We start from the raw sequence: 25,492 nt of genomic DNA, 5'->3' as shown, positions 1-25,492 counted from the left end.
AAAGAAGGGGGATGAAGAGCGTTTACCGGTCTGATTCGCTACGGATGAAGAGACTGGCACTGGCCGACCCCTTACCTCTTGAAGAGCTCGTGCTCAACCAGCGCCACTATGTCGTTGTGGATGTCCTCAACGCTCGCGAGGGCGTTCACTATCCTGATCTCTGGGAAGCGCTCGGCTAACTTGAGGTAGTTCTCGCGCACCTTTTTCTGAAGCTCCGCTATCTTGTCGAACTCGGTCTTTATGCTCCGCCCGTTGATGCGTTTCATGCTCTCCTTGACGGGCAGATCGAGGAGGATTACAAGGTCTGGCCGTATCGCGAAGCGGTTCAGGTCGATTAACCACTCAAGGTCGAGTCCCCTTGCCCACTGGTAGGCGAGGGACGAGTAGAAGTAGCGGTCTGATATTACCACCTTTCCCGCCTCAACGGCGGGTTTTATCAGTTTGCTTACGTGCTCCGCCCTGTCGGCGGCGAAGAGAAGCGCCTCGGCCTCGTGACTTATCCTGGCGCCGTCGATTATACCCTCACGTCCTCCGGTGAGAACCAGCTTCCTTATCAGTTTTCCAAATGCAGTATCCGTTGGCTCTTTGGTTAGAATTACATCATAGCCTTTTTCCTCAAACCACTTTGCCAGAAGTTTTGCCTGGGTTGATTTACCTGCGCCATCGATGCCTTCCATGACTATAAATGCTCCCACAGATGTCACCCCCAAAATGAACGGGAGATTATAATGAACCCGTCCCTTTTAACGCTTTTCTCTTAAAGATTTTTAGGAGATTTAAAAGGAAGGGCAAAAATTCAAAGGTTTTTCCTCATGTGGTCGAGGAGCTTCCACATGCTGCCGAATTCGAGCTCCTCACCGTCTTTGTAGAACTCCACGATGCCCTCCGGCCTAAAGCGCAATCCAAAGTCGTATTCGCCCTTTTGGAGCTTGTGCATGAAGACCTCCTTGGGCTTCGGCGGAAGGTAGCTCGTCATCATGTCGTTTATCAGCTCGACCTCAAAGCCGAAGTGGTCGCTCATGCGTGGGAAGAACAGCACGGCGGGAGTGTTCATGGCATCAACCAGGGCTTTGCCCTCCACCCTGAAGTTGTAGTACTTGAAGACCTCGTGGAGGAAGTCATCCAGGGCATTTGGATAGTACACGGTAGCCCCGATGTCGTTCGGCTGGGCCTCGATGAAGCTTTTGCTCTCCATTATGGCCCCTATCTCGTCGCTGTCAATGCCGCTGACATAAACGCGGACACCGCCGTAATAGTAGACGTAAGCCAGCGGAAGCCCCTTTCTGTGGGCAAAGTCCTTCAGGGCTATCAGCGGAATAAGGCGGACGTCCATTATGGTCGAGCCTGTGCTGACGATTCCAACCACCATGGCCCGCTTTCCGTACCTGGATATTGCCCTGCCGTCCCTTCCGACTATTATCGTGCCGTGGGATATCGTCCCTATGGCCCTTCCGAGAAGGGCGAGTTCCTCGGGGTTGAACCTCTGGGAGTAGTACACTTCCACTTCCACCACCTCAGTCCGGGAGTATTATACTTTCCTTACCAATCCTCGACTCCACCCAAATCTTGACGTTGGAGCCTATCTTGCTGAAGTCCTCGATGAGCGTGTTGTCGCCTATAACGCTGCCGGGCTGTATAAGGACACCCTTGCCCACGCGGACGTTCTCTCCTATTATAGCCTCCTTAATCTCGGCGCCCTCCTCTATGACGGCCCCTGAAAATATCACCGAACGCTCTATTTTAACGTTTCTGCCGATTTCCACGTCGTCTCCCAGCACGGCAAAGCCCCTCACCTCCGGCCGCCTCAGTATGCATCTCCTGCCCGTTATGAGGGCACCGCCGTGCTCAAGGTTGCCCTTGAGGCTCTCGGTTCTGAGGCCGGGAAGGAGCAGTCTGCCGAGAAAAACATCTTCAGTGGCCTGAAGGTAGCTCGATGGCCTTCCAACGTCGTTCCAGTACTCATTGAACGGGAACCCATAGAGGGCCAGGTCGTTTTCAAGCATCCTCGGAAAGAGGTCCTTGGAGAAGTCGAAGTTCTTCCCCTTGGGAACGAGGTCAAAGGCCTCCGGTTCGAAGACGTAGATTCCTGCGTTAACGAGGTTGCTGAACGCCTCCTCTGGCCTCGGCTTTTCCTTGAATCGGATTATCCTCCCGTCCTCGTTGATTATTGCAATGCCGTACTGGCTGGGGTCATCCACCCTGGAGAGGGCTATGGTTGCGAGGGCCTTCTTTTTGCGGTGGTACTCGTACAGGGCCTTAAGGTTGAGGTTGGTCAGCACATCGCTTGAGACGACGAAGAACGTTTCATCGATTTCCTTAACGACCTTCTTTGTGGCTCCCGCTGTTCCAAGCTTCACGTTGTCCCTGTTGGAGTAGTGTATTTGTACCCCCCACTGGCTTCCGTCTCCGAAGTAGTCCATTATGCGCTCCTTGAGGTATCCGACGAGGACATATATCTCGTCAACGCCGGCGTTTACAAGACTTTGAACGGCATATTCCATCAGCGGTCTGTTGAAGAAGGGTATCATGGGCTTTGGTCTGTAGACTGTCAGCGGTAATAACCTTGTGCCCTTGCCTCCGGCCAGGATCACTGCCTTCATTACGCGCACCAATGGAGTATATCACCGTCGGTTAATATACTTTGCGCTGAAGGTAGGGATATGGACATCAATCACTAACTATGAACATTACATGCTGTCTTTGTGACGATCAGCGACCTTATTCTAAAAGATTGGGACGACAAAGGCTTCAGATTTCGTTTCACGCCAGTCACAACGACGAAGAATTTTTAAGCATGAATCCAACTCCAATCGGAGGCGATATTATGAACGCCTTGGAGAGGCTTGAAAAGCTCCTTGATAAAGAGCAGTTTGAAAAAATCAGGGCGATAGACAATCCCGAACTCCACGAGTTTCTGGCGGACTGGATTGAATGGCTTGAGCCGGATAAGGTTTTTGTGTGCACTGACAGCGAGGAGGACGAGAACTACGTCCGCTGGAAGGCACTCTATTACGGGGAGGAAAAGCTCCTCGAAACGCCGAACCACACCGTCCACTACGACAACTACTACGACCAGGCCAGGGACAAGGCCAACACCAAGCTCCTCGTTCCTGAAGGTAAGGAGATTCCCTTCCTGAACACCAAGGACAGGGACGAGGGCCTGAGGGAGATACGGGAACTCATGAGGGGCATCATGAAGGGTAAGGAGCTCTTCGTGTGCTTCTTCGTCCTCGGGCCGAAGAACTCGGTTTTCACGATCCCGGCAGTCCAGCTCACCGATTCGGCCTACGTAGCCCACTCCGAGTTCATTCTTTACCGGAAGGGCTACGAAGAGTTCAAACGCCTCGGAAGGCAGGCCAGATTCTTCCGCTTCGTCCATTCCGCCGGTGAGCTCGATGAGAGAAAGACCAGCAAGAACCTCGATAAGAGGCGCATCTACATAGACCTCGTTGGGGAGACTGTTTACTCCGTCAACACCCAGTACGGAGGAAACACGATAGGCCTCAAGAAGCTCGCCTTCAGGCTCACCATCCAGCGTGCCGTCAGGGAGGGCTGGCTCAGCGAGCATATGTTCCTGATGCGCGTCAATGGCCCCAACGGGAGGAAGACCTACTTCACCGGCGCCTATCCGAGCATGTGTGGAAAAACATCCACCGCCATGATAAGCTGGGAGAATATAGTTGGCGACGATCTGACCTTTATAATGCCTTTCAACGGCGTCGCAAGGGGAGCTAACGTCGAGAAGGGGGTCTTCGGCATAATCCAGGGTGTCAACCCCGAGGACGACCCGATAATATGGCAGGTTCTCTACTCCCCTGTCGAGATAATATTCTCCAACGTCCTTGTCAAGGACGGAAAGCCCTACTGGAACGAGATGGGCATAGAGATTCCGGAGGAAGGCGAGAACCACAGCGGAAAGTGGTGGAAGGGCAAGAAGGATAAAGAGGGCAACGAGATACCGCCGAGCCACAAGAACGCCCGCTTCACAGTTTCACTTGAGCACTTCCCGAACGTCGACATGGATGCACTCGAAGCACCGTGCGGCGTCGAGATAGGTGGAATGATCTTCGGCGGCAGGGACAAGGACACGTGGCCCCCGGTGAGAGAGGCCTTCGACTGGAAGCACGGCGTCGTTACGATGGGAGCTTCGCTTGAGAGCGAGACCACCGCGGCAACGCTCGGCAAAGAAGGTGTTAGGGCCTTCAACCCGATGGCGATACTCGACTTCATGAGCGTTCCCCTGGGGGAATACATCGAAAACTACCTGAGGTTCGGGGAGAAGCTTAGGAAGGCCCCCAAGATATTTGCGGTGAACTACTTCCTCCGCGACGAGAACGGCAACTGGCTCAACCACAAGCTCGACAAGGCCGTCTGGCTCAAGTGGATGGAGCTTCGCGTCCACGGCGACGTCGATGCCATAGAGACGCCGATAGGCTACATTCCAAGGTACGAGGACTTGGCGAGGCTTTTCAGGGAGGTCCTGAACAAGGAATACAGCAGGGAGGACTACGAGAGGCAGTTCACGGTAAGGGTTCCGGAGCTTTTAGAGAAGATAGAGCGCATTGAGAGGATATACCGCGAGCAGGCTGGGGACGTCCCCGAGGAACTGTTCAGGATCCTCGAAGAGGAGCGGAGCAGGCTTCTCCAGGCCAGAGAGAAGTATGGGGACTACATCAGCCCGTTCCAGCTTGAGGGCCCCTGAGCCTTCCTTTTTTCTGCCCATCTTCGGCATCTGCCGAGTGGCAAGACTTTTTAAGGTTGTCCCCAAATATTTATCACCCATGATGATACACGGGTGGTTGCCATGATGGAACTTGACACCCCTACCCAGGATGTAATCAGAGAGAAGCTTCCCCATCCTTTGAAGGACCTGGCGGAGCTTGCCTACAACTACTGGTGGAGCTGGAACAGAAGGGCAACAAAGCTCTGGGAGTACATCGATCCAGAGCTGTGGCAGGAGCACAAGAACCCTGTCAAACTCCTTCTTGACGTTCCCCAGAGCCGCCTCCGCGAGCTTCTCAAAGATGACGATTTTATGAACCTCTACGACCTCGTAACCGAGCAGTTCGAGGACTACATGAACCCCTCCTCGACCTGGTTCTCGACCAACTACCCCAAGTGGGACAAACCGATAGTGTACCTCTGCATGGAATACGGAATAAGCAGGAGCCTGCCCATCTACTCTGGCGGCCTGGGAATTCTAGCCGGCGACCATGTGAAGACCGCGAGCGACCTCGGACTTCCGTTCATAGCTATAGGCCTCCTCTACAAGCACGGTTATTTCAGGCAGGAGATAGGCAAGGACGGCAGGCAGAGGGAGGTCTTCCCGGAATATAGGCCAGAGGAGATGCCCATCAAGCCGGTTCTCGGCAGGGACGGAAAGCCCCTGCTGATAGAGGTTCCCATAGGGGAGGGAATCGTCTACGCGAGGGCCTTTGAGGTCACGGTCGGCAGGGTGAAGATATACCTCCTCGACACGGACGTGCCCGAGAACAGCGCCGACGACAGGACGATATGCGACTATCTCTACAACGCGGAGATAGACAAGAGGATAAAGCAGGAGATACTCCTCGGAATTGGTGGGATGAGATTGCTTAAAGCCCTCGGAATAGAGCCCGGCGTGGTTCACCTCAACGAGGGACACCCCGCCTTTGCTAACCTCCAGAGAATGGCCTGGTACATGGAGGAGGGCCTTACCTTTACCGAGGCCCTCAGCATAGTGCGCGGGACTACCATATTCACAACACACACCCCAGTACCGGCGGGCCACGACAGGTTTCCGATAGAGGAGGTCAGGAAGAGGCTTGCAAAGTTCCTTGAGGGCAGGGAAGAACTGCTGGAGCTCGGGAGGGAGGGCGACCAGCTGAACATGACCCTGCTCGCGATAAGAACGTCGAGCTACGTCAACGGCGTAAGCCAGCTCCACGCGGAGGTCAGCAAGCGCATGTGGAAGGATCTCTGGCCAGACGTTCCCATAGACGAGATACCCATCGAGGGCATCACGAACGGAATCCACACCATGACGTGGGTTCACAACGAGATGAGGAAGCTCTTTGACCGCTATCTGGGCAAAATCTGGCGCGAGCACACAAATCTCGAAGGCCTCTGGTACGCCGTTGAGATGATTCCCGATGAGGAGCTCTGGGAGGCGCACCTCGAAGCCAAGCGGCAGTTCATAGAGTTCCTCCGGAGAAAGGTCATGAGGCGGAACGAGCGCCTTGGAACGGACGATCCCCTGCCGGACATGGACGAGAACGCACTCATAATCGGCTTTGCCAGACGCTTCGCAACATACAAGCGCGCGACCCTCCTGTTCACTGACCTTGAGAGGCTAAAGAGAATTCTCAACAACCCCGAAAGACCGGTCTACATAGTCTTCGGTGGCAAGGCCCACCCAATGGACGAGGCCGGTAAGGCGTTCCTCAAACGCGTTTATGAAGTCAGTCAGATGCCCGAGTTCAGGGGTAAGATATTCGTGCTGGAGAACTATGACATGGGCAGTGCCAGACTCATGGTCGCTGGCGTCGACGTCTGGCTCAACACACCCCGCAGGCCGATGGAGGCGAGCGGGACGAGCGGCATGAAAGCCGGACTGAACGGCGTCCTCAACGCGAGCATCTACGACGGCTGGTGGGTCGAGGGCTACAACGGCAAGAACGGCTGGGTTGTTGGGGAGGAGACAACGGAGCCTGAAACAGAGGCGGACGATGTGAAGGATGCGCAGGCCCTCTACGACCTCCTTGAGAGGGAAATAATCCCGACATACTACACCAACCGCGAGAAGTGGATATACATGATGAAGGAGAGCATAAAGAGCATAGCGCCGCGCTTCAGTACCCATAGGATGGTCAAGGAGTACGTCGGCAGATTCTATGCGAAGGCCATGAGCAACCACATCTGGCTGACCCGCGAGAACTACAGGGGCACCAAGGAGATAGCCGCATGGAAGGAGCGCGTCATGGCATCCTGGGACAAGGTGGTCGTGGAGCACATCAAGGTCAGGGACGACCGGAGCGGCTTTGAGGTTGCTGTGTACCTGGACGGTCTTAAACCTGAGGACGTCAGGGTCGAACTCTACTATGGCGTCAGGGTGGAGGGCTACCATGTGGAGCGGCCCTACATCGTAGAGCTGAGGCGCCCGAAGAAGCTCGGCCGAGACATGTGGCTCTACACCTATGAGGGGACGGCACTGAGGCACCTCGGTGACCCCTGCTGGCACTACGCACTCCGTGTTTATCCTCACCACGAGAAGCTGCCTCACAGGTTCCTGCTTGGGTTGGTTAAATGGAAGGGCTTCGAGTAAAATTTTGCCCCCCTTATTTTTTAACCCTGTGTTATCCAAGATGTCTTTGATGTCCTGAAAGGATACCGATGGCCTACTCATTGACAAATTCTGCAAAGTTATGTTTTTAACCTTAAATATCTCGAATGGAGATTTGATAAAATCTTCGGGGGTGAAGTTATGGACGATGTCAAAAAGTGGACGCTCTATATGATGTTTCTGGTAGCCGGTTTCGCCACGGGTATAGGAACCCTTGGGCTCTTCCCGCAGTTCTGGCTCCAGTATGGAATTACGGGGCTTGCGGTGCACGTGGCGTTCCTGGCACTGTTTGCGTACGTGGCCATACTGGAGGCGGAGACTGTAATGAGGTCGAGGTACTACTTCGTGGAACTCTACCAGAAGGTCGTCAGAAAACCTGCTATGATAGTGGTGGTTCTGGCCGCCGTTGTGATGTTCCTCTCCTATTATTCGGCAAATGTAATGCTCGGCCTTCTGGCGCCTCTGCTTGGTACGGGGACAGTGGGGAGGCTTGTGGCCAAACTGCTGATGCTGGGGATAGTGTTCGTCATACTAACCCGCGCAAAGGAAAAGACGTTTGCCATCATGGCTATTGGTTCACTGGTCTTCGTAATCTCGATTTTCATAACTGCAATTGCGTTTAAAACCCAAATACCCGAAAATGCAACATTTCTCGGACTGGCAAAGCACATGCTTGTGGCCAGTGTGCCCCTGAGCCTCGACATGGTAAGGGATGCCGCCCTCAGGGCCATCTACGGTGTCGGTCTGGGTTTTGCCTTTTACCTGATGCTTGGGAGCTTCCTCAACGAGCGCTTCAACGCAAAGCTGATTATAGGTGCGGGAATCCTTATACAGCTCGTGGTCAGTCTGCTCTCCACCCTCATAGTCGTCTATGCAATAGCGCCCACGACCCCGGAGAGACTTCTAAGCTATGTCTACGGGGGAGATGAGGGTGCAATAGCGCTCATGGGGGACCTCCCGAACATACTCTCGGGATACCCAACACTCCTTGGGCTCATAGCACTCTCGCTGTTCTTTGCGGGCATAACCAGCCTCCTCCCGACGGCTGAGGTTGGTCTCCAGATCATTGAATCCCTACAGAAAGCCGGGCGTAACAGGGCGGCAATGTACCTTATAGGGGCCTCCGCTCTGATAGGACTCGTGGACTCGCCGCCGGCAGTTGCGGATATGGTTCTCAAAACCGTCACCATCGTGACGTTCTTTACGGCGATATACGAACTCTATCCAGTGATGGTTTCCAGAAAGGAAATCGGGGCGGCAACGGTACTTGCTGGAATTGCCCTGGTGATGTTCCTAGTGGCGGGCTTCCATGCCCTCATAACTGAGTTCCGTGCAGGGGGACTTTACATCGCCTCAGGTCTTTTGGCAGCCCTGCTGATACTTTTGGGTGCCTTCGGGGATAGAGTATTCCCGCCTTCTGAGGAGGCGCTCTGAGGCGTTTCCTTTTTTTATCCCTTTGAGAAAAATTAAGAAGATCTGATTTTGGACCGTAGGCAATGGAAAAGGGTCATTTGTGGGCAAATATTGCCACAACTTTCTCCCCAACCTTATCGATCCTGACGAAGCCGAAGCGCTCGAACTGAACGATATCATCAACTTTAACGTCCGCATCGCTCTCCAGAAGGCCCTTCCTGACAATCAGCTCGTCTCCATCCGGCACCAGAACCTCACAGGGCTTACCTTCCGTGACCCAGTGAACCATCCTCCAGCGGTTTTCCCTTGCCACCTCGTACTCGACGCTATGGAACTTCGCCCTAATTCCATCTTCGCCAACATCGACTATCTCGACGTTGAAGAGGTCCTTCAGGCGGACGAAGTTACCAGGCTTGAAGAGCTCCATGTCGTCCCTTGAGACATAAACGGGCTCTCCCGGCTTGAACTTGAGCTTTCTAGTCCCCCGCTCGGGATAGTCGGGGTGAAGCGGTATCTCGGCGGTGAACTCCTTTGCTCCTTCGATGTACATGGGTATCGGATCGGCCACGAAGAAGTACCTGTTGGCTATCGGCTCGATGATGTGCCTGTTTATCGCCGCGAGATTGTCCCAGCTTATTGTGGTGTCGCTCCTCTTGAGGCCAACCTCGATGATGAGCTGTCTTATGGCCTCCGGTCTTATACCGCGCCTCTTGAGTGCCCTTATGGTTCCGAGCCTCGGGTCGTCCCAGCCGAGGTACTTGCCCTCTTGGATTCCCTTCCGGGTCTTGGACTTGCTGAGGATTACTCCCTCTATGCTGAGTCTTCCGTGGTGGACGGTGACCGGATACTCCCAGCCGAAATAGTCGTAGATATAGCGCTGTCTAGTCTCGTTTTCGGCATGTTCCTGGCCGCGGAAGATGTGAGTGACGCCGAGCTCGTAGTCGTCTATGGCCGAGGCGAAGTTGTAGAGGGGCCAGACATGGTATTTGTCCCCAACGCGCGGGTGGTCGGGGTTGTCGATTATCCTCAGCGCCGGCCAGTCTCTGACAGCGGGATTGGGGTGCTTGAGGTCGGTCTTAATCCTGACGACGGCTTCGCCTTCTTTGTACTCGCCGTTCAGCATCTTCCTCCAGCGTTCGAGCTGAACCTCCACCGGCTCCTCTCTGTGCGGGCAGGCGATGCCCTTATCTCTCAGCTCCCTGAACTTCTCCGGCGGGCAGGTGCAGACGTAGGCTTTTCCACCCTTTATGAGCTTTTCAGCGTAGTCGTAGTAGATTTCCAGTCTGTCGCTGGCGATGTGTATTTCGTCTATCTTGAATCCGAGCCATTTGAGGTCCTCGATTATCCAGTCGTAGAAGATAGGCTCGGGCCTCTTGACCTTCGGGTCGGTGTCGTCGAAGCGGAGGATGAACTTCCCGCCGTAGAGCCTCGCGTACTCGTGGCTGAGAATAGCGGCCCTCGCGTTTCCAAGATGGAACGCACCGTCCGGGTTCGGGGCGAAGCGGGTAACCACCTTGCCCTTCTCGGCCTTCGGTAGGGGTGGAAGGCCCTTCTTTTCCTCCTTTTTGGTCTTCTTTGCCTCGAAAAACTCGGGATAAATCTCCCTCAGCTTGGTCTCCTGCTCTTCGAGTCCCATACCGTTGACTCTCTCAACGATTTCGTTCACGAGAGGGATTATCTCCTTCGCCTTGGGTCTCAATTCAGGGTTCTCACCCAGAACCTTTCCGATAACGGCCTTGGCGTTTGCCTTCCCCTTGTGGGTGTAAGCGTTTATGAGCGCGTACTTCAGTATAAGCTCCTCCACGTTCATTCTCCTCACCGGGGGGAGAAAGGCGGGAGTGGTTATAAAGTTAGTCCTTAAGAATGGGGAGAAAAGATGGCGGAGCTCACTCCGCGAAGGTAACTATCTTGAGGTTTATCGGCCTTCTAACGACGTTGTACTTCCTAGCGCCGACGAGGTACTTGACACCGCTCTCGCTCACCGTGTCAATGAGGCGCTGGGTGATGACGCCGTTGAAGACCACAGCGTAAACATCCTTGCGCTCCTTGAGCTGGTTGGTGAGTTCCCTAACCGGTATCTCTGCGACGGTGTTCTTGTCCTTGTCGAGGAGAAGTGCCATGGACTCCTTGGAGGCTTTGACCTTCTCTATGAACTCCCCGAACTCATCGAGCTCGCTCGGCTTTGGTTGCTGAATGGGCTTTATTATGCGCTCCTCCTTTCTGGGCTCCGGCTGTGGCTTCCTCTCCTCGGCCCTTACGACCTGTGGGGCAGGGGCCGGGGGCTTGGCCTCCCTCTTTTCTTCCCTTGACTTGGCCTTCTCCTTTTCCTTTATGACGTCGTAGAAGTTCCTGCCCTTGTAGAATATCTCCGTTATGACCTGCTCGGCCGGAACCTTGCTCCTGAGGGACTTGACTATCTCCTTCTTGGTCAGCTCCTCGACTTCCTTGCCCTCCGGTGCCCTTGCCACGTAGTCAACATCCGCCACCTGCAGGAGCTCCTTGAGGATGAGCTCACCGCCGCGGTCGCCATCCGTGAAGGCGGTAACGATTCTCTCCTTGCTGAGCTTTATGATTGTCTCGGGAACGGAGGTGCCCTCCACGGCTATCGCGTTCTTTATGCCGTGCTTGAGCAGGTTGAGAACATCTGCCCTGCCCTCAACGACGATGATTGAGTCTGAGAACGGCACGTGGGGTCCAGCGGGAAGCTTCTCTGGACCGTACTCGATGAGCTCCTTAGCCCTAACCGCCTTCTTAACCTCCTCCGTCAGCTCCTGCGTCTCGGGAATCTCCTGCTCCATGAGGCTTTCGAGTATCTCCTTGGCCCTCTCGATTATGTACTTCCTCTTGGTCGCGCGGACGTCCTCAATGCGGAGAACCTTTATCTTGGCCTCAGCAGGACCAACGCGGTCGATAGTCTCCAGAGCAGCAGCCAAAATCGCCGTTTCGACTCTGTCAAGGCTTGATGGGACTGTTATCGTTCCGTAGGTCTTTCCGGCCTTCGTGTGAACTTCAACCCTTATCCTTCCAATCCTTCCAGTTTTCTGGAGTTCCCTTAAATCGAGATCGTCACCCAGAAGGCCCTCAGTTTGACCAAAAATAGCACCAACGACGTCGGGCCTTTCAACAATTCCGTTCGCCTCAAACTCGGCATAGATTACGTACTTCGTGGTTCCAAATTCGTCTTTGGCTGACATACCACCACCCTCTTTCCGTTTTTCAAACTTCTGCTTTTCAGCCAAAATGTGGTGAAGCACTGTCTTCTTCCTCTTCATCGAATCCCCTCCATCAGGGGGTCAGAAACGGAGACGACCTTAAGGTACAGGCCGTAGAGGTCCTCAATCCCTTTGATGTCCTTCTTTGCTATTTTCTTGAGCTCTCTGCGCGTTTCTGAATCGACCCTGCAGGGATACCCCTCCAAGTACCGGAGGAGCTTCCTTGCGAGCTCTTCGCCCTTTCTGTCGAAGTCAGTAAGTATCATGACCTCTTTATACGATGACGCGATGAGCGCGACTTCCGTTAGCGGGAGGCGTGAGAGCCTTATTATCTCCGCCCTGACCCCCAGATTCCTCAGAGCCACCTCGTCTCGCGGGCCCTCCACGATGAGGGCTCCTTCAAACTCTCGCAGTTTATCTATAAGCTCCAGGAATCTTTTATAGTTTTCGGCGTACATGTTGCCGTCGGTTAGGTAACGAAAGAATGAGGTTATAAGCTTATTGGATGATTTTTGACGCCTTTTTGTCTACATCAGCACACGTTGCGCACGGGAACCGTGTGGCTCATGGGCTCCTCATAGAACTCCTCAATGAGTTTCTGGAGCTTTCTAGAAAGTTCAATCTGCTTGCCCCACGAGCCTTCTATCTTGCCCTTCGCGGCCATTCTTCCCAAAAAGCGTTTCATTTCCTCGCTCAGCGGGGAAGGCCTACATTTTGCCCAGGGCGTTCCCGGGAGCGGCATGAAGTAGTGTGCCCTGACCTTGCCTCCTTTTCTCATAATCCACCTCATCAGTTCGATGCTTTTGCGCTGGCTCTCCTCGCTCTCGTTCGGCAGGCCGACGATGAAGTCAACGACAGGTTCAAAACCGTACTCAAGCATGTGTTCCACCGCCCGCTGGACATGTTCGACCCTGTGAATCCTGTGCATTGCTCTCAGCATCGCGTCGTCACCGCTCTGGGCACCTATCGCCAAACGTTTGTTGTCGGCATAATCAATAAGGAGCTCTAAAGTTTCTGGGAGGACGAACTCCGGCCTGACCTCACTGGGAAACGTGCCGTAGAAAAGCCTCCGGCCTTCCTTCCTTAGGGGTTGGAGGGCCTTGAGAAGGGCCTCAAGCTTGTTGATTTTGAGTATCACCCCAGGGCTTCCATAAGCAAATGCATTTGGCGTTATGTAGCGTATGTCCTTCATCCTGCGGGAGTATTTTACAATCTGGTCTATCGGCCTGTGCCTCATCCGGAGCCCCTTTATGTAAGGTGTCTGGCAGTAGTAACAGCCGAAAGGGCAGCCGCGGGTTATCTCTATGGGGGATATCAGACGGACGCTTTCCGGGTACGGTGGAAATCGCCAGAAGTCCTCGACTCTCGCAAAACCTGTAAAGATGAACTCACCGTTGAGGTAGAAGGCCAGTCCCCTGATATCAAGGAACTCCCTTGTAATCCTATATCCTGTCCTTTTCAGCACCGTGAGTAACTGATAGAGAACCTCCTCTCCCTCTCCTATGGCGGCTATGTCAAAGCCAAGCTGGTTGAGCGTATGTTTGGGCATCGCTATGGCATGGTAGCCCCCGGCAACGAGAAGCGTTCCACGTTCCTTCAAAAGTCGGACTTTTCTCGGGAGGCCTCCCCAGATTTCCTCGGTGAAGAATGAGTACAGGACCACCTTTGGCTTGGCATTGAGTATCTCTTGGAAATCCTTGGTTATCAGGATCTCGTCCAGGTCAAAGCCCTGGCTCTCCAGGGCGCCGAGGAGGTGAACGAAGGCGTTGTGATTGCGCTTGGTCATTCTGATGGCTATCTCTGGCATGATGAAACCATAAGAAGAGCCTTTTAAAAATCTGATGACTGCAAAAATCAAGAAGGAAAAGGCCTTCAGGCCTTGATGGCGAGCTTGATGTCCTCGGCCTTGACGGTCTTCCTGCCAGCGTGCCTGGCGTACTCAGCGGACCTCTTGGCAAGCTCGATGGCGTACTCCTCAAGGTACTCGGCGAGAACCTTGGCGGCCTCCTCGCTGACCCTCTCGGCGCCAGCCTTCCTAATCAGCCTGTCAATCGGGGCAATCGGCAACTCAGCCATTCGCAACACCTCCAGGAAGGGTTTTTCGGTATTTTTTAAGGAATTGGAGATATATAAACCTTTCGGTAAACGGAGCCGTCTACGTCGATTAGACGGCCGGTGCGCCGTTGAATACAATCGGCTTGTCAAGAGGGATATTTTCATTGGCATTCAGGGAGATAGACAACCGATCAAGAGTCCAGCATGTCAGGGAAGGCCCCACCCAGATGGTGCCTCCTGCCGACTATAACCCGGTGATACCGGGGGCAACGTAGCCGGCAATCTTTGAAAAATCCTAATTCACCGCACTTTGCCATGATATAGCTTAAGAAATAGAATGGGGTTAACGGAAAGCGGTTATTTTTTCCGCCTCTTTGAGAGTGCCAGGTGTTGGCTTCCCTGATAGTTTCCCCGGTAGGGGTTTCTGGCCGGGCCTTCCAGCCTTATGAAGGCTATCTGCACGAAGCGCTCTCCGTAGGCGAGCTCAATCGGTTCGCTTGATGCGTTGTAGATTCCAAGGGTGAGGTTGCCGTCCCAGCCAGGGTCAACCCACGCGAACGACCCAAGGAGGCCCTCCCTGGCGAGGCTGCTCCTGAGCTTCATGTCGCCCATTACATCGTCGGGGAGCCTAACTCTCTCAAGGGTCAGGATGAGCGCATACGTCTTGGGGGGAATTGCTACTTTTCCGGCCTCTTCGACGTCTATCAGTTTTCCATTTATGTACGCTTCCCTCCCAACGCGCAGGTCGTAACCTGCCGGCTGAAGGGACTTCTCGCTGAAGGGTTCGATTAGAATTTCCTTTCTGATTTTCCAGTCCGGGAGCATCATTAGTGACCACCGCAAGCTTTATTTTGCCGCCCCTTAAAACACTTCCGAGGGCCCGTGGCCTAGGGGATATGGCGCCGGCCTTCGGAGCCGGTAGTCGCGGGTTCGAATCCCGCCGGGCCCGCCAGTAATACAAACTTTTGCTCCGCAAAAGTTTGATCAAAAGATCGTGATTCATCCTCAAAGTTAGTTCTTTAACAGCGATTTTACGTTTAAAACTCGCCATTTGAATTTGGATTGTTCCCACAGACTTCCCTTCAGAAGGGTTCAACTTCAATCCACGCTCCTCCGGAGCGCTAAAAGCTTGAACCCTCTTCTCAAACGAACCACCGAGAACAGAATCCAACTGACTAAAATGGTGACATCCAAAGAAAAAACCTTCAAACAGGAGGTACGAAAGAATCACAAACTTTGATAAACTCTGTCGAGCAACTTTGCCGGGCAAAGTTTCTTTGGTCAAGCTTTGTTAAAGCTTGCTCTGTACTCTCAAACCCCCGAAGTGGGGCTACGCCCGACCCCGTTTCTATTTAAACTACTGGGGGGCTAACGTCCCCACACCCCCCAGAGACTTTGCTCTAGCTCCTTTGAAAGCTTAAATTTTAAACGGCCGATTCAAATAGCAATCACAAACTTTGGTTAAGCTTTGTTAGAGCTTGCTCCGTACTCCCGAACTTCCAACGTTTGTTAACGCCCATACTTCTCGAACAACCCTGTGACTGGCGTGGAGTTCAGCGTTAACGGAAAATCGAATGTTTTTAATAGGTGCCTTCTTTCAGGGTGATCATTCCTTATGGGCAATGAGGTTAAGACAGAAAAAGGCCATTAAAACATGAAAACCTCACTCTTGCGTCAGACCGCGTATCAGGTCGTCAAGAGCTTTGTAGGCCTCGCCGGTGGAGTATACCTTTTCCATTGTCTTCATAATCTTATAGTGGGCATCAACGCGGTATGTGCTGACGTTCTTTCTGACTCCGTACGGGCCGACAAGAACCTCGCTCACCATGCTTACCCATTCGGTATAAATCGCCATGAGCTCTTCCAGAACCATGATCTTCGATGCCATTCCCATTTCTTTAAGGGCTTCATCGAGGGGCTTATCCCCTGTCTTTTCAAGGACTATGGGCATGGAAACCACCAGAGAATTATGGGGCTCATGTTATTTAACGGTGGCGAATGGTTGCAAAGAAAAGTGGTTGGGTGTCCGCCCGGGGGCGGACAAAAGGGAAAGGATTTCAGCCGAAGAGGGCACCGAGACCGGCGAGGGCCTCCTCCTCGCTGGCCTCCTCTTCCTCTTCTTCCTCCTCTTCCTCAGCGGCCTCGGCCGAAGCCTCGGCAGCCGGGGCAGCGGCAACTGCCACCGGAGCGGCAACCGGCATGGCGGCCTTCTCGATGACCTCGTCGATGTTGACGCCCTCAAGGGCGGCAACGAGAGCCTTTATCCTAGCCTCGTCCGGGCTGACACCAGCGGCCTCAAGGATGGCCTTGATGTTCTCCTCGGTTATCTCCTTACCAGCGGCGTGGAGCAGCAGAGCGGCATACACGTACTCCATTTTTCGCACCTCCAATCATCTTCATTTTTTCATTCATTTCACACGGATTTGTTCAGGGATACGAGGGAAATGGAAAGTTCAGCCGAAGAGCGCGCCCAGTCCCGCGAGCGCGTCCTCCTCGGAGGCTTCCTCTTCTTCCTCCTCTTCTTCCTCAGCCTCCTCGATCTTCTCCTCCTGAGGCTGAGCGGCAACGGCTATTTGTGCCTGTTGGTTTAAAAGCTCTTTGGTCTTCTCGTCGAGCAGGTCCTCAGGCAACTCCTGGGCTATGAGCAGGACTGCACGCAGAGCCCTGCCAAAGATGTCCTCGACGGTCTCTGGGGTGATGTAGCCAGCTTCCACAGCGACGTTCTTCGCCCCGAGGAAGGCCTTCTGGATGATGGCCTCGATGGTCTGGCCCGTCGGGTAGGCGGTGTTGACTGACAGGTTGAATGCGTGCATGTAGGCCTGCTGGAGCAGGTTGATGTACTCGCTCTCATCGATAGCCAGGACCTCAGGGGTGTAGACGATTCCGTCCTCGTAAGCTGCGAGCAGGTTGAGACCGACCTCAAGGGGCTCGATTCCAAGGGCGTTGAGGATTCTCGCGAGCTGGTCGGTTATTACTTCACCTGCCTTGAGAACGGTGTAGTCCTTCTGGATGCTGACCTTACCCTTCTCGATTCTCGCGGGTATGCCAAGAGCCTGCATCTCACCGACGAGCGGACCCGGTGAGATTGAAGTGGGGCCTGCTGGAATCACGACGTCCTTGGGAACCGCAACGCCTGGCTTCGCCGGGGCCGGAGTCTTGCTCTCCTCAAGGAGCTTGTAGAGCTTGAATGGATTCATCTCGGTGGCGAGGATCCCTGCTCCTCCCTGGATGTAGTCGATGAGCTTTTCGAGGTCCGGGTTGTTGAGCTCCTGGGCGGCCCTCTTTATAGCAAGCTCTATGAGGGTGTTCCTGCTGACCCTGAGAAGGGCCTTGCCTCTGAGCTTCTCACGCATCTTGCTGAGCGGGTAGGCTGGAACGTTGGCGACGTCAACGAGTGCTATCACTGGGTAGCTCTTGATGATGTTGGCGAGCTCTTCAACTTCCTTCTTCTTCCACTCGGCTACGTGGGCCATCTCCCTCACCTCTCCACCTTAACTGCCGGTCCCATGGTGGTCTTGACGTATACTGACTTCACTTGGTTCTCACCGCGCTCCAGCTTGTTGATAATGGCGTTGAGAACCGCCTCGGCGTTTTCAGCCAGCTTCTCGTCGTCCATGTCCTCGGTTCCTATCCTGGCGTGCACAACAGGGTTGTTCTTGAGCTGTATCCTGACTGTCCTCTTGAGCCTTGCCACTATCGGTTCGAGGTTGGTCATGGTCGGCGGAACTACCTGCGGCATCTTGTTCCTCGGACCGAGGTACCTACCGAGGTACCTACCGATCTTCGGCATCAGCGGTGCCGCAGCGATAAAGAAGTCGTAGTTCTTCGCCAGCTTCCTTGCCTGCCTTGGGCTCTTGGCAAGTTCCTCAAGCTGCTCTCCACTAATCACATCAAGCCCGAGCTTTTTAGCCGCCTCGGCAACGGCACCATCAGCGATGACCGCGATCTTTGGTTCTTTCCCACGACCGTGGGGCAGCACAACCTCAAGCTTGAACCTGTTCTCCGGCTTGCGGAGGTCTATATCCTTGAGGTTGACTGCCATTTCGACGGTCTGTGTGAAGTTGCGCGGCTTAGCCCGGGCCTTCGCCTCCTTCACCGCTTCCACGAATTTCTGCCTGTCAAAGGCCATTTACAGCCCTCCTTTCGTTTTTGATTTAAGCAGCGAAAAGTCAAAAATGCGTAAAAAGAGGGATTTTTAAACTTTTCCCTCACTCCTCGGCGTTGGCGAAAATCTCGTCGTAAACGCCTTCGTCAATCTCCTTCTGGACTTCCCTGGGGTCCTTGCCCTCAACGGTGACGCCCATGCTGAGCGCGGTACCGATGACCTCCTTCGCTGCGGCCTTGAGGTCCGCTGCAAGCATCTGCTCCATCTTGGCCTTCGCTATCCTGATGACCTGCTCCATGGTCAGGTTCCCGACCGGGCTGTGGCCGGGCTCGCTGGAGCCTTTTGGCGCGCCAATCTCCTTCTTGATGAGCTGGCTGACCGGGGGAACACCGACCTCGATCTCGAAGGTCTTCTTCTTGGGATCGGTGACTATGATCTTGACGGGAACCTGCATCCCCTCGAAGTCCTTGGTGGCCTTGTTTATCTCGTCAACGACCTGCTTGACGTTGAGTCCAAGCGGACCGATAGCGGGACCGAGCGGGGGTCCGGGTGAAGCCTTTCCTCCCTCAACGAGCACCTCAACAATCTGCGGCATCTTTCTCACCTCTGTCCTTTGACCGTTCACTCCTTCTGGCGTTTGCTTATAAGTCTAACGTATTCGCCCCTTACCGTGACCGGAATCGGGACGATTGAACCGATGAGTTCAACGACTATCTCATCCTTGGCTTCGTCAACCCTTACGACCTTTGCCTTCTCTCCCTTGAACGGTCCGGCAATGAGCTCGACTATGTCGCCGGGTTCGAAGCCGCTCACCGCTGGCTTCTCCTCCAAGAAGTGCTCTATTTCCTCAAACTTGACCTCGCCCGGAAGGGTGCCCTTTGCGTGCCTTATACCCTTTATAGATTCGTCAACGGCGCTCTTACTGGGTGCCTCGACGAAAATGTAACCCTTCACCTTTGACGGGGCGAGTATCGCGTACACGGGCAGGTTGTACGTTTTAATCTTGCTGTATATCAGCTTGGCCGTGGTCTCTTCCTGGCCGACAGTGACACGTACTGTAAATATCCTGCTGTCGCTCATTTCTATCACCCGTTGCTGGCTCAAGAGCCAGTGATGAGGTAGCCGAACAGGCGAATCACGAGGCCAATAAGGCCGATTAGTATCATTCCGATGCCGGTAATCTTCGCTGCCATCTTAAACTCCTTCATACCCGGCTTTCTCGTAACCATCAAAACCCTCCGCGACTCCGCGAAGAAGCTTTTAAGCTTTTCCGTGGTTGTTGCCACCCTCGTCACCTCACTAAATTTTGAAAATGAAAGGGTTGTCAAAGCTCCTCAAGGTCGAGCTTAATAACTTTTCTCTCCGACTCCTCCGGATAGTAGAGGGTCTCCTCTTCTGCCACCGCGTAGGGTGAGCTGACACCGGTGACGACTATGAGGATCCTTATCATCTTGCCGAGCTCTTCATCGAGCTGGATTCCCCAGATGACCTGCGCCTCCGGGTCGAGCTTGCTCGTGACGAGCTCGATAATCTGCTGGGCCTCCTCAAGCTTGACGTCGCTTCCGCTGATGCTTATCAAAGCACCCTTGGCACCGCTTATGTCGACGTCGAGGAGCGGGCTGTTGAGGGCCTGTTGCGCTGCCTCCAGAGCCCTCTTCTCGCTGTCGCTCTCGCCGATACCTATCATGGCGACGCCGCCGTCCTTCATGACGGCGCGAACGTCGTTGAAGTCGAGGTTGACTAGACCCGGCTTTGTGATGAGCTCGGTTATGCCCTTAACGGCCTGGACGAGTATCTCGTCCGCGACCTTGAAGGCCATGTGTATGGGCAGGTTGGGAGCGACCTCCATGAGCTTGTCGTTCGGGATGACTATGACTGTGTCGCTGTTCTTCCTGAGCTTTTCAAGGCCGTACTCGGCGTTCTTTATGCGCCTTATGCCCTCGACGGTGAACGGTAGGGTTACCACCGAGACGGTCAGGGCGCCCATCTTCTTGGCTATCTCAGCGACCACCGGAGCGGCACCGGTACCGGTTCCTCCACCGAGACCGCAGGTGATGAAGACCATGTCAGCACCTTCGAGGGCATCGCGTATGTCCCTCTCGTTTTCCTTGGCAGCCTCCTCACCCATCTTGGGATTGTTCCCGGCTCCGAGACCGCGGGTGAGCTCCTTACCGATGAGTATCTTCTTGTGAGCGCGAACCTTGAGAAGATCCTGGGCATCGGTGTTGATGGCGATAACCTTAGCGCCCTGTATACCAACCTGCATCATCCTGTTAATGGTGTTACAGCCGGCACCGCCGACACCAACGACATAAATCTTAGCCTGTATCTGCTCAAGAATCCTCTTGAGCTCCTCATCAATGTCGGTCTGAGGAACTTGGGCCTCCGGGGCCTTGTTAAGGTCGGCAGAGGTTCTTTCGATAGCGTCTTCAATCAGCTTCAGCATCTTTTCACCCTCCGGGCAATTTAACATCTGTTTCACTTTGTAGGCAGGTAGTATATAAATTTAGCTAAGGGCGAGTGCTGATTTTAAAATCCCGCTCAACATCTTTAAAGATTTCGATTATTCAGTCCCGTATGAACTCCAAGCCCAGTTCTTCGGCGAGAGCCCTAGCCATCTGCCGTGTTTCGCCTTTACTCCCCTTCCAATCAACGTATATTGCCTCCACCTTTTCCGCAGTCCTTTCAATTGCCTTGAGCACGAGCTCTTTCCTGAGTGGGTGGGCGTACTTCGCCGCTATGTGGCTGAAAGCTATGTCCGTTTCAAGTGCCCTCTTGGTCTGCTTCGGCGCGTAGTGTCCGCCGCCTATTCCAATAGCGACAGGGAACTTGGCCTTCTTGTAGTTGTCAAGCACATGGATTATCGTCTCGGCTATTATCTCACCGGCCCTGTCGATCACCCATTCCTCCTCGCTGGAACCAATCTCAATAAAAAAGCTCGGCACTTCAAGCTCGCTCGGGCCGTGATGGGTTGCTTCGTAGCAGACCGTCCAGCCGAGGTCGTTGAGCTCGTTCATTTTCATGAGGGCAAGCTTCATGGCGCTTGGCTGAGCTATGGCGAGGCTCTCATCTTTTCCGCCGTATATTCCCTTGCCCCAGTTTCCGGTCACGTGGACGGTGAGTGCGGGCAGTTTCTGCTTGCTTGAGTGCCTGGAGGCAAAGGCTATGATTTCGGGTACAAAGCCGAGCTGTTTCTCAATGGCTCTGTCAAGGCCATCGTAGTATATCATCTCGTCGTTGGTGGTCAGTATGAGCGTGTCCCCGTTTGAGTATACTGGGTTTCCATCGAATGATTTATCCGTCTCGGTGAAGCCGAAGTTATCGATCAGCTTGTCTCTGATGTTCATCGATGCGAGGTCGATTTTGGTCGTCATTATCACCCTCATTTTACTTCCCCGCACGCAGTATGGGGCTTTGGGTTATAATGCTTTTGTTTTTCACTCCTGCCATGCCTGCAGTGGGGACGAGACGAACGATGTGGGGGTGTTTACCTTTTTTGAATAAAGTCGAATTACATACCCCGAATTGTTGAAATTATATAAAATTTAGAATTTATTAATGTAAAGATGCTGGCGGGACTTTGACATAAGTTAAATTATGTTTTATCAATTTTTCAATAATTTGGCCGAAAATATGTAAAATATTCGTAATTATTAGCAAAAAATTTTAATAATGTCGGGTTTTACTGGCATGAAAAAGTAAAATATATATAGCCATGGGAGCTCACTAGGAACGATAACCGGACACCCGTGAAGGGACAGGAACACTGATGTCCCGGAGGGCCGTATCGAAGGGGGTGAAAATATGGAAAAACAGATGGAAAGCGCCGTCTCCACATTTAACGTGGAGGAGTCCCCCTGGGGTCTCAGGCAGGGAGTTGATCACGAGGTTTTTATGGAGATTTTTGAACCCCTGCCTGAAATCAAAGAGATACTGCTCACCAGCGACACTATAGAGGATGCCCGTGAAAGACTTTCCAAATTTGGAGAGGAATTGCTTTGGAAATACAAGAACGGAGAATTTAACGTTGATCCCATAGACAGATGGCTCGGGATCGAAGCCACCAGCGTCTTCCTGAACATAATCTCCGAATACGGGGAGAAAGCGGCGGGCTTCAGCACGCTGGAATACCTGTGGAAAGCCGCTAGGGGAGACAAGCACGTTCTGAGCATTATTACGGAGGGTTTCGTCGAGGAGTTCAGGCACCTCTTCAAAGCTATGGCCGGTGTCAGCGGCTACTCCAAAGGCTGGCTCGGACCAAAGCTTGAAGCGGCAGGTATTAAATTCGTGGACTTCAGCAAGATAAAGGGGAGAAAAGCCGCTCTCGCCCGTTCGGACTACCTTGACAAGGAATGGGACTACATAAGGGGCTACCTCAAGAAATACCCGAGCGGCCTCGACAGGGAGATTATCGAGAAGAGGAAGAAGCAGAGAGAACAGCTCATGGAGTACTTTGGTATAACCGAGGACGAGTGGTTCGACTACCGCTGGCAGTTCTCCCACGTCCTCAAGAGGGAGAAGGGTCTCGAAACCCTGAGGGAGCTCAACGAACTCGGCATAGTCAAGGTTCCGGAGGACGACCTCAGGCAGGTCGAGTTGGCCGTTAAATACCGCATCCCTTGGGGAATAACGCCCCACTACCTCCACCTGTGGGACTTTCAGGAGCCTTACAAATACGACAGGCACGTGAGGAGGCAGGTAATGCCGCCGGAGTGGTACATGGACAACATGATAATCCACCGTGAGGACAGGGAGTATTATTTCGACTTCATGGGTGAGCATGATACCTCCCCGATAGACCTTGTCACCAGGAGGTACGTCACCATTGCCATCCTCAAGGCCTATGACACCTGCCCGCAGATATGTGTCTACTGTCAGAGGAACTGGGAGGTTCTTGAGCCATTCATGGCCGGCTCCTTCCCGGGATGGGACAAGATAGAGAAAGCCCTTGAGTGGTTCGCCGAGCACGACTCCATGATGGATGTCCTCATAACCGGCGGAGACCCCATAGCCCTCAGCGACAAGATAATCGACAAGATAATGTCCCGCCTTGCGGAGATGGATCACGTCGTGAACATCCGCTGGGGAACCAGGATACTAGTCACGGTTCCAATGAGAATAACCGACAGCCTCGCCGAGATTCTCGGGTCATACATAGAGCCTGGGAAGAGGAACGTCGCCATCTCGACCCACTTCGAGACCGCCTATGAGGTAACCCCTGAGGTCGCCGAGGCCACGTACAAGCTGAGGAAGCAGGGGATATACATCTACAACCAGCTGGTATACCAAAGAAACGTCAGCAGGCGTTTTGAGAACGTGGCCCTCAGGATTGCCCTCAAGAAGGTGGGCATCGACCCGTACTACACCTTCTATCCAAAGGGCAAGATAGAGCAGAAGGACTACCTCGTGCCCATAGCCAGGGTCGTCCAGGAGAGGAAGGAGGAGGCAAGGCTTCTGCCGGGCCAGTTCAGGCCGGACGAGCCCGTCTTCAACGTCCCCAGGATGGGCAAGAACCACCTCCGTGCATGGCAGGACAGGGAGCTGGTCGGAATAAGACCCGACGGTAGCAGGATATACCTCATGCACCCGTGGGAGAAGGGCATCAGCGAGACCAAGCTCTACACCTACCCAGACGTTCCAATTAAGGAGTATCTCGACTACCTGGAGAGCATCGGTGAGGATCCGAAAGACTACTGGACCATCTGGTACTACTACTGAATATTTTTCATTGTTTCCCATTTGATTTTTGTTTAATAGCATGTAAAACTTTCAATCGGCCAAAAAATATATAACTATGTAGTGTGCATATACTGCGATACATGTACATCTTTAGACGCCTGCGCATATGTGGGCGTCAGCCGTTAAGGGGTGGTAAAGGATGAGGAAATGGACAGCAGTTGGTTTGACCTTTGTTTTGTTTTTGGCCGTGATAGCGGCCGGCTGTACTCAGACCGGCGGTGGAGAAACAACGACCCAGGGCCTGAACCTGGAGAAGACCGACGATGGAAAGTATATCATAACCATTTACACAGGTTCCGGACCGGGTAGCGTCTATTTCGCACTGGGTTCGATGTATGCAAAGGTAATAAACAAGAAGAGTGACATGATCTATGCCAAGGCAGTTACCAGCGGTGCCAGCGTTGCCAACTGTCTCGCCGTTGGCAAGGGTGAGGCCCAGGCGGCGATAGCCCAGAACGACGTTACCTATTATGCATGGAACGGACTTTATCAGTTCGAGAAGAGCGGACCCATCAAGGATCTCCGTGCAATAGGAACCCTCTACCCCGAGCCCGTCCAGATCGTTGTGAGGGCCGACAGTGATATTAAGACCATCTACGACCTCAAAGGTAAGAAGGTCGTCGTTGGTGCCGCTGGAAGCGGTGTTGCTGCCACCGCTGAGAGGGTTCTCAAGGCTGCTGGAATCTGGGATCAGATCGAGCCCGTTTATCAAACCTTTGAAGAAGCCGCCCAGAGCCTTGTTCTCGGCCAGGTTGATGCGGAGTTTACAGTTATAGCCTACCCAGCTCCTGCGATCAACCAGATAGCCGTCAAGGTTCCGGTCAGGATACTTTCAGTCCCCGATGAGGTCGTTCAAAAACTCCATGACCAGGGCTATCCGTTCTACGTCAAGGTGACCATACCTAAGGGAACCTACAACGGAATGGACGAGGACGCCCAGACAATAGCCGTTAAGGCCACCCTTATCGTCCACAAAGACCTGCCTGATGACTTGGTCTACGAAATGACCAAGATACTTTACACGAGCATCGATGACCTTGCCACTGCCCACACGGTAGCGAAGCAGATTGACATCAACAAGGCTTTTGAAGGCCTTATGGTCCCGCTCCACCCGGGAGCTATTAAGTACTACGAAGAGCAGGGAATAACAGTCCCTGAAAGCGTCAAACCCTGATGTAGGGGTGGGATATTGAGGAAATCTTTCATTTTTTTATTAATCGTTCTCCTGATAGTGCCGGCCCTTTACCCTTTCCCCGCGGTTGGGGTAGCTTTTAATGGGAACGAATGCTACAGGCCCATCTGGAATCAGGCCCTGCTGGAGATCCACTACACTCACAGTGTCTCCCTTACAAAGGTCGTGGACGTGTACAGAGTCTCAGGTGACGGAATATACTTTACGATGGAAATGTGGCAGGAGTTCCTGGCGGGACAGCCTATAGACTTCGACTATAGGGACGGGGACTTTTACGTTAAAAGGGAGAACAGGTTCCTGGGAAAACACTGGGAATACTGGTTTATACCCCTGAACAACGTCACCGTTGTGATGGATGGAATTCCCATGTTTGTACAGCCCCCGCAGGAGGGCGTTCTTAGAATAGAGGTCACTGCCATGCCGGGGATCATTTTAACCATTAGGAGGTGTTGAAG

At 53.5% G+C, this 25,492-nt stretch carries 24 protein-coding genes and 1 tRNA gene; 7 read left to right on the top strand and 18 right to left on the bottom strand.

All coding sequences use genetic code 11. The annotated features are described in order from the left end of the window. Positions 1–71: 71 nt before the first annotated feature. The 3 genes from tmk to NUS69_RS05460 all read right to left on the bottom strand — a co-directional run bounded on the left by tmk (position 72) and on the right by NUS69_RS05460 (position 2,600). Positions 72–695, bottom strand: a complete 624-nt coding sequence (gene tmk / locus NUS69_RS05470) for a dTMP kinase (protein WP_258084761.1) — start codon at positions 693–695, stop codon at positions 72–74. 101 nt (positions 696–796) lie between these two features. After that, a complete protein-coding gene (locus NUS69_RS05465) occupies positions 797–1,504 on the bottom strand; it encodes a phosphohexomutase domain-containing protein (protein ID WP_258084978.1) in 708 nt (235 codons plus the stop codon). 10 nt (positions 1,505–1,514) lie between these two features. Then, the gene (locus NUS69_RS05460; RefSeq protein ID WP_258084760.1) at positions 1,515–2,600 is read right to left on the bottom strand and encodes an NDP-sugar synthase; all 1,086 of its coding nucleotides are present in this window, start codon (positions 2,598–2,600) and stop codon (positions 1,515–1,517) included. A gap of 224 nt (positions 2,601–2,824) precedes the next feature. Here NUS69_RS05460 and NUS69_RS05455 point away from each other — a divergent pair, with 224 nt between their 5' ends. From NUS69_RS05455 to NUS69_RS05445, 3 genes are all read left to right on the top strand, one after another. After that, positions 2,825–4,702 carry a phosphoenolpyruvate carboxykinase (GTP) gene (locus tag NUS69_RS05455; RefSeq protein ID WP_258084759.1) on the top strand — a complete coding sequence of 626 codons (1,878 nt, stop codon included), beginning with the start codon at positions 2,825–2,827 and terminating at the stop codon, positions 4,700–4,702. 102 nt (positions 4,703–4,804) lie between these two features. Then, the gene (malP, locus tag NUS69_RS05450; protein WP_258084758.1) at positions 4,805–7,303 is read left to right on the top strand and encodes a maltodextrin phosphorylase; all 2,499 of its coding nucleotides are present in this window, start codon (positions 4,805–4,807) and stop codon (positions 7,301–7,303) included. Positions 7,304–7,462: 159 nt separating this feature from the next. After that, positions 7,463–8,755 carry a sodium-dependent transporter gene (locus tag NUS69_RS05445; RefSeq protein ID WP_258084757.1) on the top strand — a complete coding sequence of 431 codons (1,293 nt, stop codon included), beginning with the start codon at positions 7,463–7,465 and terminating at the stop codon, positions 8,753–8,755. Between the two features lie 73 nt (positions 8,756–8,828). On the opposite strand, the gene NUS69_RS05440 is transcribed toward NUS69_RS05445, so the two are convergent. The 6 genes from NUS69_RS05440 to dcd all read right to left on the bottom strand — a co-directional run bounded on the left by NUS69_RS05440 (position 8,829) and on the right by dcd (position 14,829). After that, entirely contained in the window at positions 8,829–10,544 is a 1,716-nt protein-coding gene (locus NUS69_RS05440) for a glutamate--tRNA ligase (protein WP_258084977.1), read from the bottom strand. A 76-nt stretch (positions 10,545–10,620) separates the two neighbouring features. Further along, positions 10,621–12,006, bottom strand: coding sequence for a DNA primase DnaG (gene dnaG, locus NUS69_RS05435; RefSeq protein WP_258084756.1), 1,386 nt, complete (start codon positions 12,004–12,006; stop codon positions 10,621–10,623). Next, positions 12,003–12,404: a toprim domain-containing protein gene (locus NUS69_RS05430; RefSeq protein ID WP_258084755.1), complete on the bottom strand. Its 402-nt coding sequence runs from the start codon at positions 12,402–12,404 to the stop codon at positions 12,003–12,005. The genes dnaG and NUS69_RS05430 overlap by 4 nt, the downstream gene beginning before the upstream one ends. 74 nt (positions 12,405–12,478) lie before the next feature. After that, on the bottom strand, positions 12,479–13,753 hold the full coding sequence (locus NUS69_RS05425) for a TIGR04013 family B12-binding domain/radical SAM domain-containing protein (protein ID WP_258084754.1): 1,275 nt from the start codon (positions 13,751–13,753) through the stop codon (positions 12,479–12,481). 65 nt (positions 13,754–13,818) lie between these two features. Further along, complete coding sequence (hpkA, locus tag NUS69_RS05420; protein ID WP_258084753.1) at positions 13,819–14,022, bottom strand: archaeal histone HpkA; 204 nt, start codon at positions 14,020–14,022, stop codon at positions 13,819–13,821. A 336-nt stretch (positions 14,023–14,358) separates the two neighbouring features. Continuing rightward, on the bottom strand, positions 14,359–14,829 hold the full coding sequence (dcd, locus tag NUS69_RS05415) for a dCTP deaminase (protein ID WP_258084752.1): 471 nt from the start codon (positions 14,827–14,829) through the stop codon (positions 14,359–14,361). Between the two features lie 48 nt (positions 14,830–14,877). Between dcd and NUS69_RS05410 the strand changes: the two genes are divergently transcribed. Continuing rightward, a tRNA-Arg gene (locus tag NUS69_RS05410) sits at positions 14,878–14,953 on the top strand. A 711-nt stretch (positions 14,954–15,664) separates the two neighbouring features. Here NUS69_RS05410 and NUS69_RS05405 read toward each other — a convergent pair. The 9 genes from NUS69_RS05405 to NUS69_RS05365 all read right to left on the bottom strand — a co-directional run bounded on the left by NUS69_RS05405 (position 15,665) and on the right by NUS69_RS05365 (position 21,492). Next, positions 15,665–15,961, bottom strand: a complete 297-nt coding sequence (locus tag NUS69_RS05405; protein WP_258084751.1) for a hypothetical protein — start codon at positions 15,959–15,961, stop codon at positions 15,665–15,667. 97 nt (positions 15,962–16,058) lie between these two features. Beyond that, positions 16,059–16,376 carry a 50S ribosomal protein P1 gene (rpl12p, locus tag NUS69_RS05400; protein WP_258084750.1) on the bottom strand — a complete coding sequence of 106 codons (318 nt, stop codon included), beginning with the start codon at positions 16,374–16,376 and terminating at the stop codon, positions 16,059–16,061. 78 nt (positions 16,377–16,454) lie between these two features. Continuing rightward, complete coding sequence (locus NUS69_RS05395; RefSeq protein WP_258084749.1) at positions 16,455–17,474, bottom strand: 50S ribosomal protein L10; 1,020 nt, start codon at positions 17,472–17,474, stop codon at positions 16,455–16,457. A gap of 5 nt (positions 17,475–17,479) precedes the next feature. Continuing rightward, entirely contained in the window at positions 17,480–18,130 is a 651-nt protein-coding gene (locus NUS69_RS05390; RefSeq protein WP_055429024.1) for a 50S ribosomal protein L1, read from the bottom strand. Positions 18,131–18,209: 79 nt separating this feature from the next. Then, positions 18,210–18,701, bottom strand: coding sequence for a 50S ribosomal protein L11 (locus tag NUS69_RS05385; protein ID WP_258084748.1), 492 nt, complete (start codon positions 18,699–18,701; stop codon positions 18,210–18,212). A 26-nt stretch (positions 18,702–18,727) separates the two neighbouring features. Further along, positions 18,728–19,186, bottom strand: a complete 459-nt coding sequence (locus tag NUS69_RS05380; RefSeq protein WP_258084747.1) for a transcription elongation factor Spt5 — start codon at positions 19,184–19,186, stop codon at positions 18,728–18,730. 20 nt (positions 19,187–19,206) lie between these two features. Beyond that, the gene (locus tag NUS69_RS05375) at positions 19,207–19,392 is read right to left on the bottom strand and encodes a protein translocase SEC61 complex subunit gamma (protein ID WP_088180035.1); all 186 of its coding nucleotides are present in this window, start codon (positions 19,390–19,392) and stop codon (positions 19,207–19,209) included. 38 nt (positions 19,393–19,430) lie between these two features. Next, positions 19,431–20,552 carry a cell division protein FtsZ gene (gene ftsZ, locus NUS69_RS05370; RefSeq protein ID WP_055429021.1) on the bottom strand — a complete coding sequence of 374 codons (1,122 nt, stop codon included), beginning with the start codon at positions 20,550–20,552 and terminating at the stop codon, positions 19,431–19,433. A gap of 121 nt (positions 20,553–20,673) precedes the next feature. Further along, positions 20,674–21,492 (bottom strand): D-aminoacyl-tRNA deacylase, encoded by an 819-nt coding sequence (locus tag NUS69_RS05365; RefSeq protein WP_258084746.1) that lies wholly within the window; start codon positions 21,490–21,492, stop codon positions 20,674–20,676. Positions 21,493–21,910: 418 nt separating this feature from the next. Here NUS69_RS05365 and NUS69_RS05360 point away from each other — a divergent pair, with 418 nt between their 5' ends. The 3 genes from NUS69_RS05360 (at position 21,911) to NUS69_RS05350 (ending at position 25,490) form a co-directional block, all read left to right on the top strand. After that, the gene (locus NUS69_RS05360; protein ID WP_258084745.1) at positions 21,911–23,824 is read left to right on the top strand and encodes a KamA family radical SAM protein; all 1,914 of its coding nucleotides are present in this window, start codon (positions 21,911–21,913) and stop codon (positions 23,822–23,824) included. 160 nt (positions 23,825–23,984) lie between these two features. After that, a complete protein-coding gene (locus NUS69_RS05355; protein WP_258084744.1) occupies positions 23,985–25,019 on the top strand; it encodes a TAXI family TRAP transporter solute-binding subunit in 1,035 nt (344 codons plus the stop codon). A 15-nt stretch (positions 25,020–25,034) separates the two neighbouring features. Beyond that, positions 25,035–25,490: a DUF1850 domain-containing protein gene (locus NUS69_RS05350; protein WP_258084743.1), complete on the top strand. Its 456-nt coding sequence runs from the start codon at positions 25,035–25,037 to the stop codon at positions 25,488–25,490. Positions 25,491–25,492 lie beyond the last annotated feature (2 nt).

The organism is Thermococcus thermotolerans, from assembly GCF_024707485.1.
Taxonomy (GTDB): domain Archaea; phylum Methanobacteriota_B; class Thermococci; order Thermococcales; family Thermococcaceae; genus Thermococcus; species Thermococcus thermotolerans.
Note: the sequence above shows the minus strand (reverse complement) of the source record. Positions and strands in the feature narration are given on the sequence as shown.

What these genes read in the sequence shown, in the direction of transcription:
- rpl12p (WP_258084750.1), bottom strand. Translation starts at nt 16,376, where the DNA reads ATGGAGTACGTGTATGCCGCTCTGCTGCTCCACGCCGCTGGTAAGGAG.
- NUS69_RS05430 (WP_258084755.1), bottom strand. Translation starts at nt 12,404, where the DNA reads ATGTACGCCGAAAACTATAAAAGATTCCTGGAGCTTATAGATAAACTG.
- hpkA (WP_258084753.1), bottom strand. Translation starts at nt 14,022, where the DNA reads ATGGCTGAGTTGCCGATTGCCCCGATTGACAGGCTGATTAGGAAGGCT.
- NUS69_RS05390 (WP_055429024.1), bottom strand. Translation starts at nt 18,130, where the DNA reads ATGGCCTTTGACAGGCAGAAATTCGTGGAAGCGGTGAAGGAGGCGAAG.
- dcd (WP_258084752.1), bottom strand. Translation starts at nt 14,829, where the DNA reads ATGATGCTCCCGGACTGGAAAATCAGAAAGGAAATTCTAATCGAACCC.
- NUS69_RS05455 (WP_258084759.1), top strand. Translation starts at nt 2,825, where the DNA reads ATGAACGCCTTGGAGAGGCTTGAAAAGCTCCTTGATAAAGAGCAGTTT.
- NUS69_RS05385 (WP_258084748.1), bottom strand. Translation starts at nt 18,701, where the DNA reads ATGCCGCAGATTGTTGAGGTGCTCGTTGAGGGAGGAAAGGCTTCACCC.
- malP (WP_258084758.1), top strand. Translation starts at nt 4,805, where the DNA reads ATGATGGAACTTGACACCCCTACCCAGGATGTAATCAGAGAGAAGCTT.
- NUS69_RS05360 (WP_258084745.1), top strand. Translation starts at nt 21,911, where the DNA reads ATGGAAAAACAGATGGAAAGCGCCGTCTCCACATTTAACGTGGAGGAG.
- NUS69_RS05445 (WP_258084757.1), top strand. Translation starts at nt 7,463, where the DNA reads ATGGACGATGTCAAAAAGTGGACGCTCTATATGATGTTTCTGGTAGCC.
- NUS69_RS05365 (WP_258084746.1), bottom strand. Translation starts at nt 21,492, where the DNA reads ATGAGGGTGATAATGACGACCAAAATCGACCTCGCATCGATGAACATC.
- dnaG (WP_258084756.1), bottom strand. Translation starts at nt 12,006, where the DNA reads ATGAAGAGGAAGAAGACAGTGCTTCACCACATTTTGGCTGAAAAGCAG.
- ftsZ (WP_055429021.1), bottom strand. Translation starts at nt 20,552, where the DNA reads ATGCTGAAGCTGATTGAAGACGCTATCGAAAGAACCTCTGCCGACCTT.
- NUS69_RS05355 (WP_258084744.1), top strand. Translation starts at nt 23,985, where the DNA reads ATGAGGAAATGGACAGCAGTTGGTTTGACCTTTGTTTTGTTTTTGGCC.
- NUS69_RS05460 (WP_258084760.1), bottom strand. Translation starts at nt 2,600, where the DNA reads ATGAAGGCAGTGATCCTGGCCGGAGGCAAGGGCACAAGGTTATTACCG.
- NUS69_RS05380 (WP_258084747.1), bottom strand. Translation starts at nt 19,186, where the DNA reads ATGAGCGACAGCAGGATATTTACAGTACGTGTCACTGTCGGCCAGGAA.
- NUS69_RS05440 (WP_258084977.1), bottom strand. Translation starts at nt 10,544, where the DNA reads ATGAACGTGGAGGAGCTTATACTGAAGTACGCGCTCATAAACGCTTAC.
- NUS69_RS05425 (WP_258084754.1), bottom strand. Translation starts at nt 13,753, where the DNA reads ATGCCAGAGATAGCCATCAGAATGACCAAGCGCAATCACAACGCCTTC.
- NUS69_RS05395 (WP_258084749.1), bottom strand. Translation starts at nt 17,474, where the DNA reads ATGGCCCACGTAGCCGAGTGGAAGAAGAAGGAAGTTGAAGAGCTCGCC.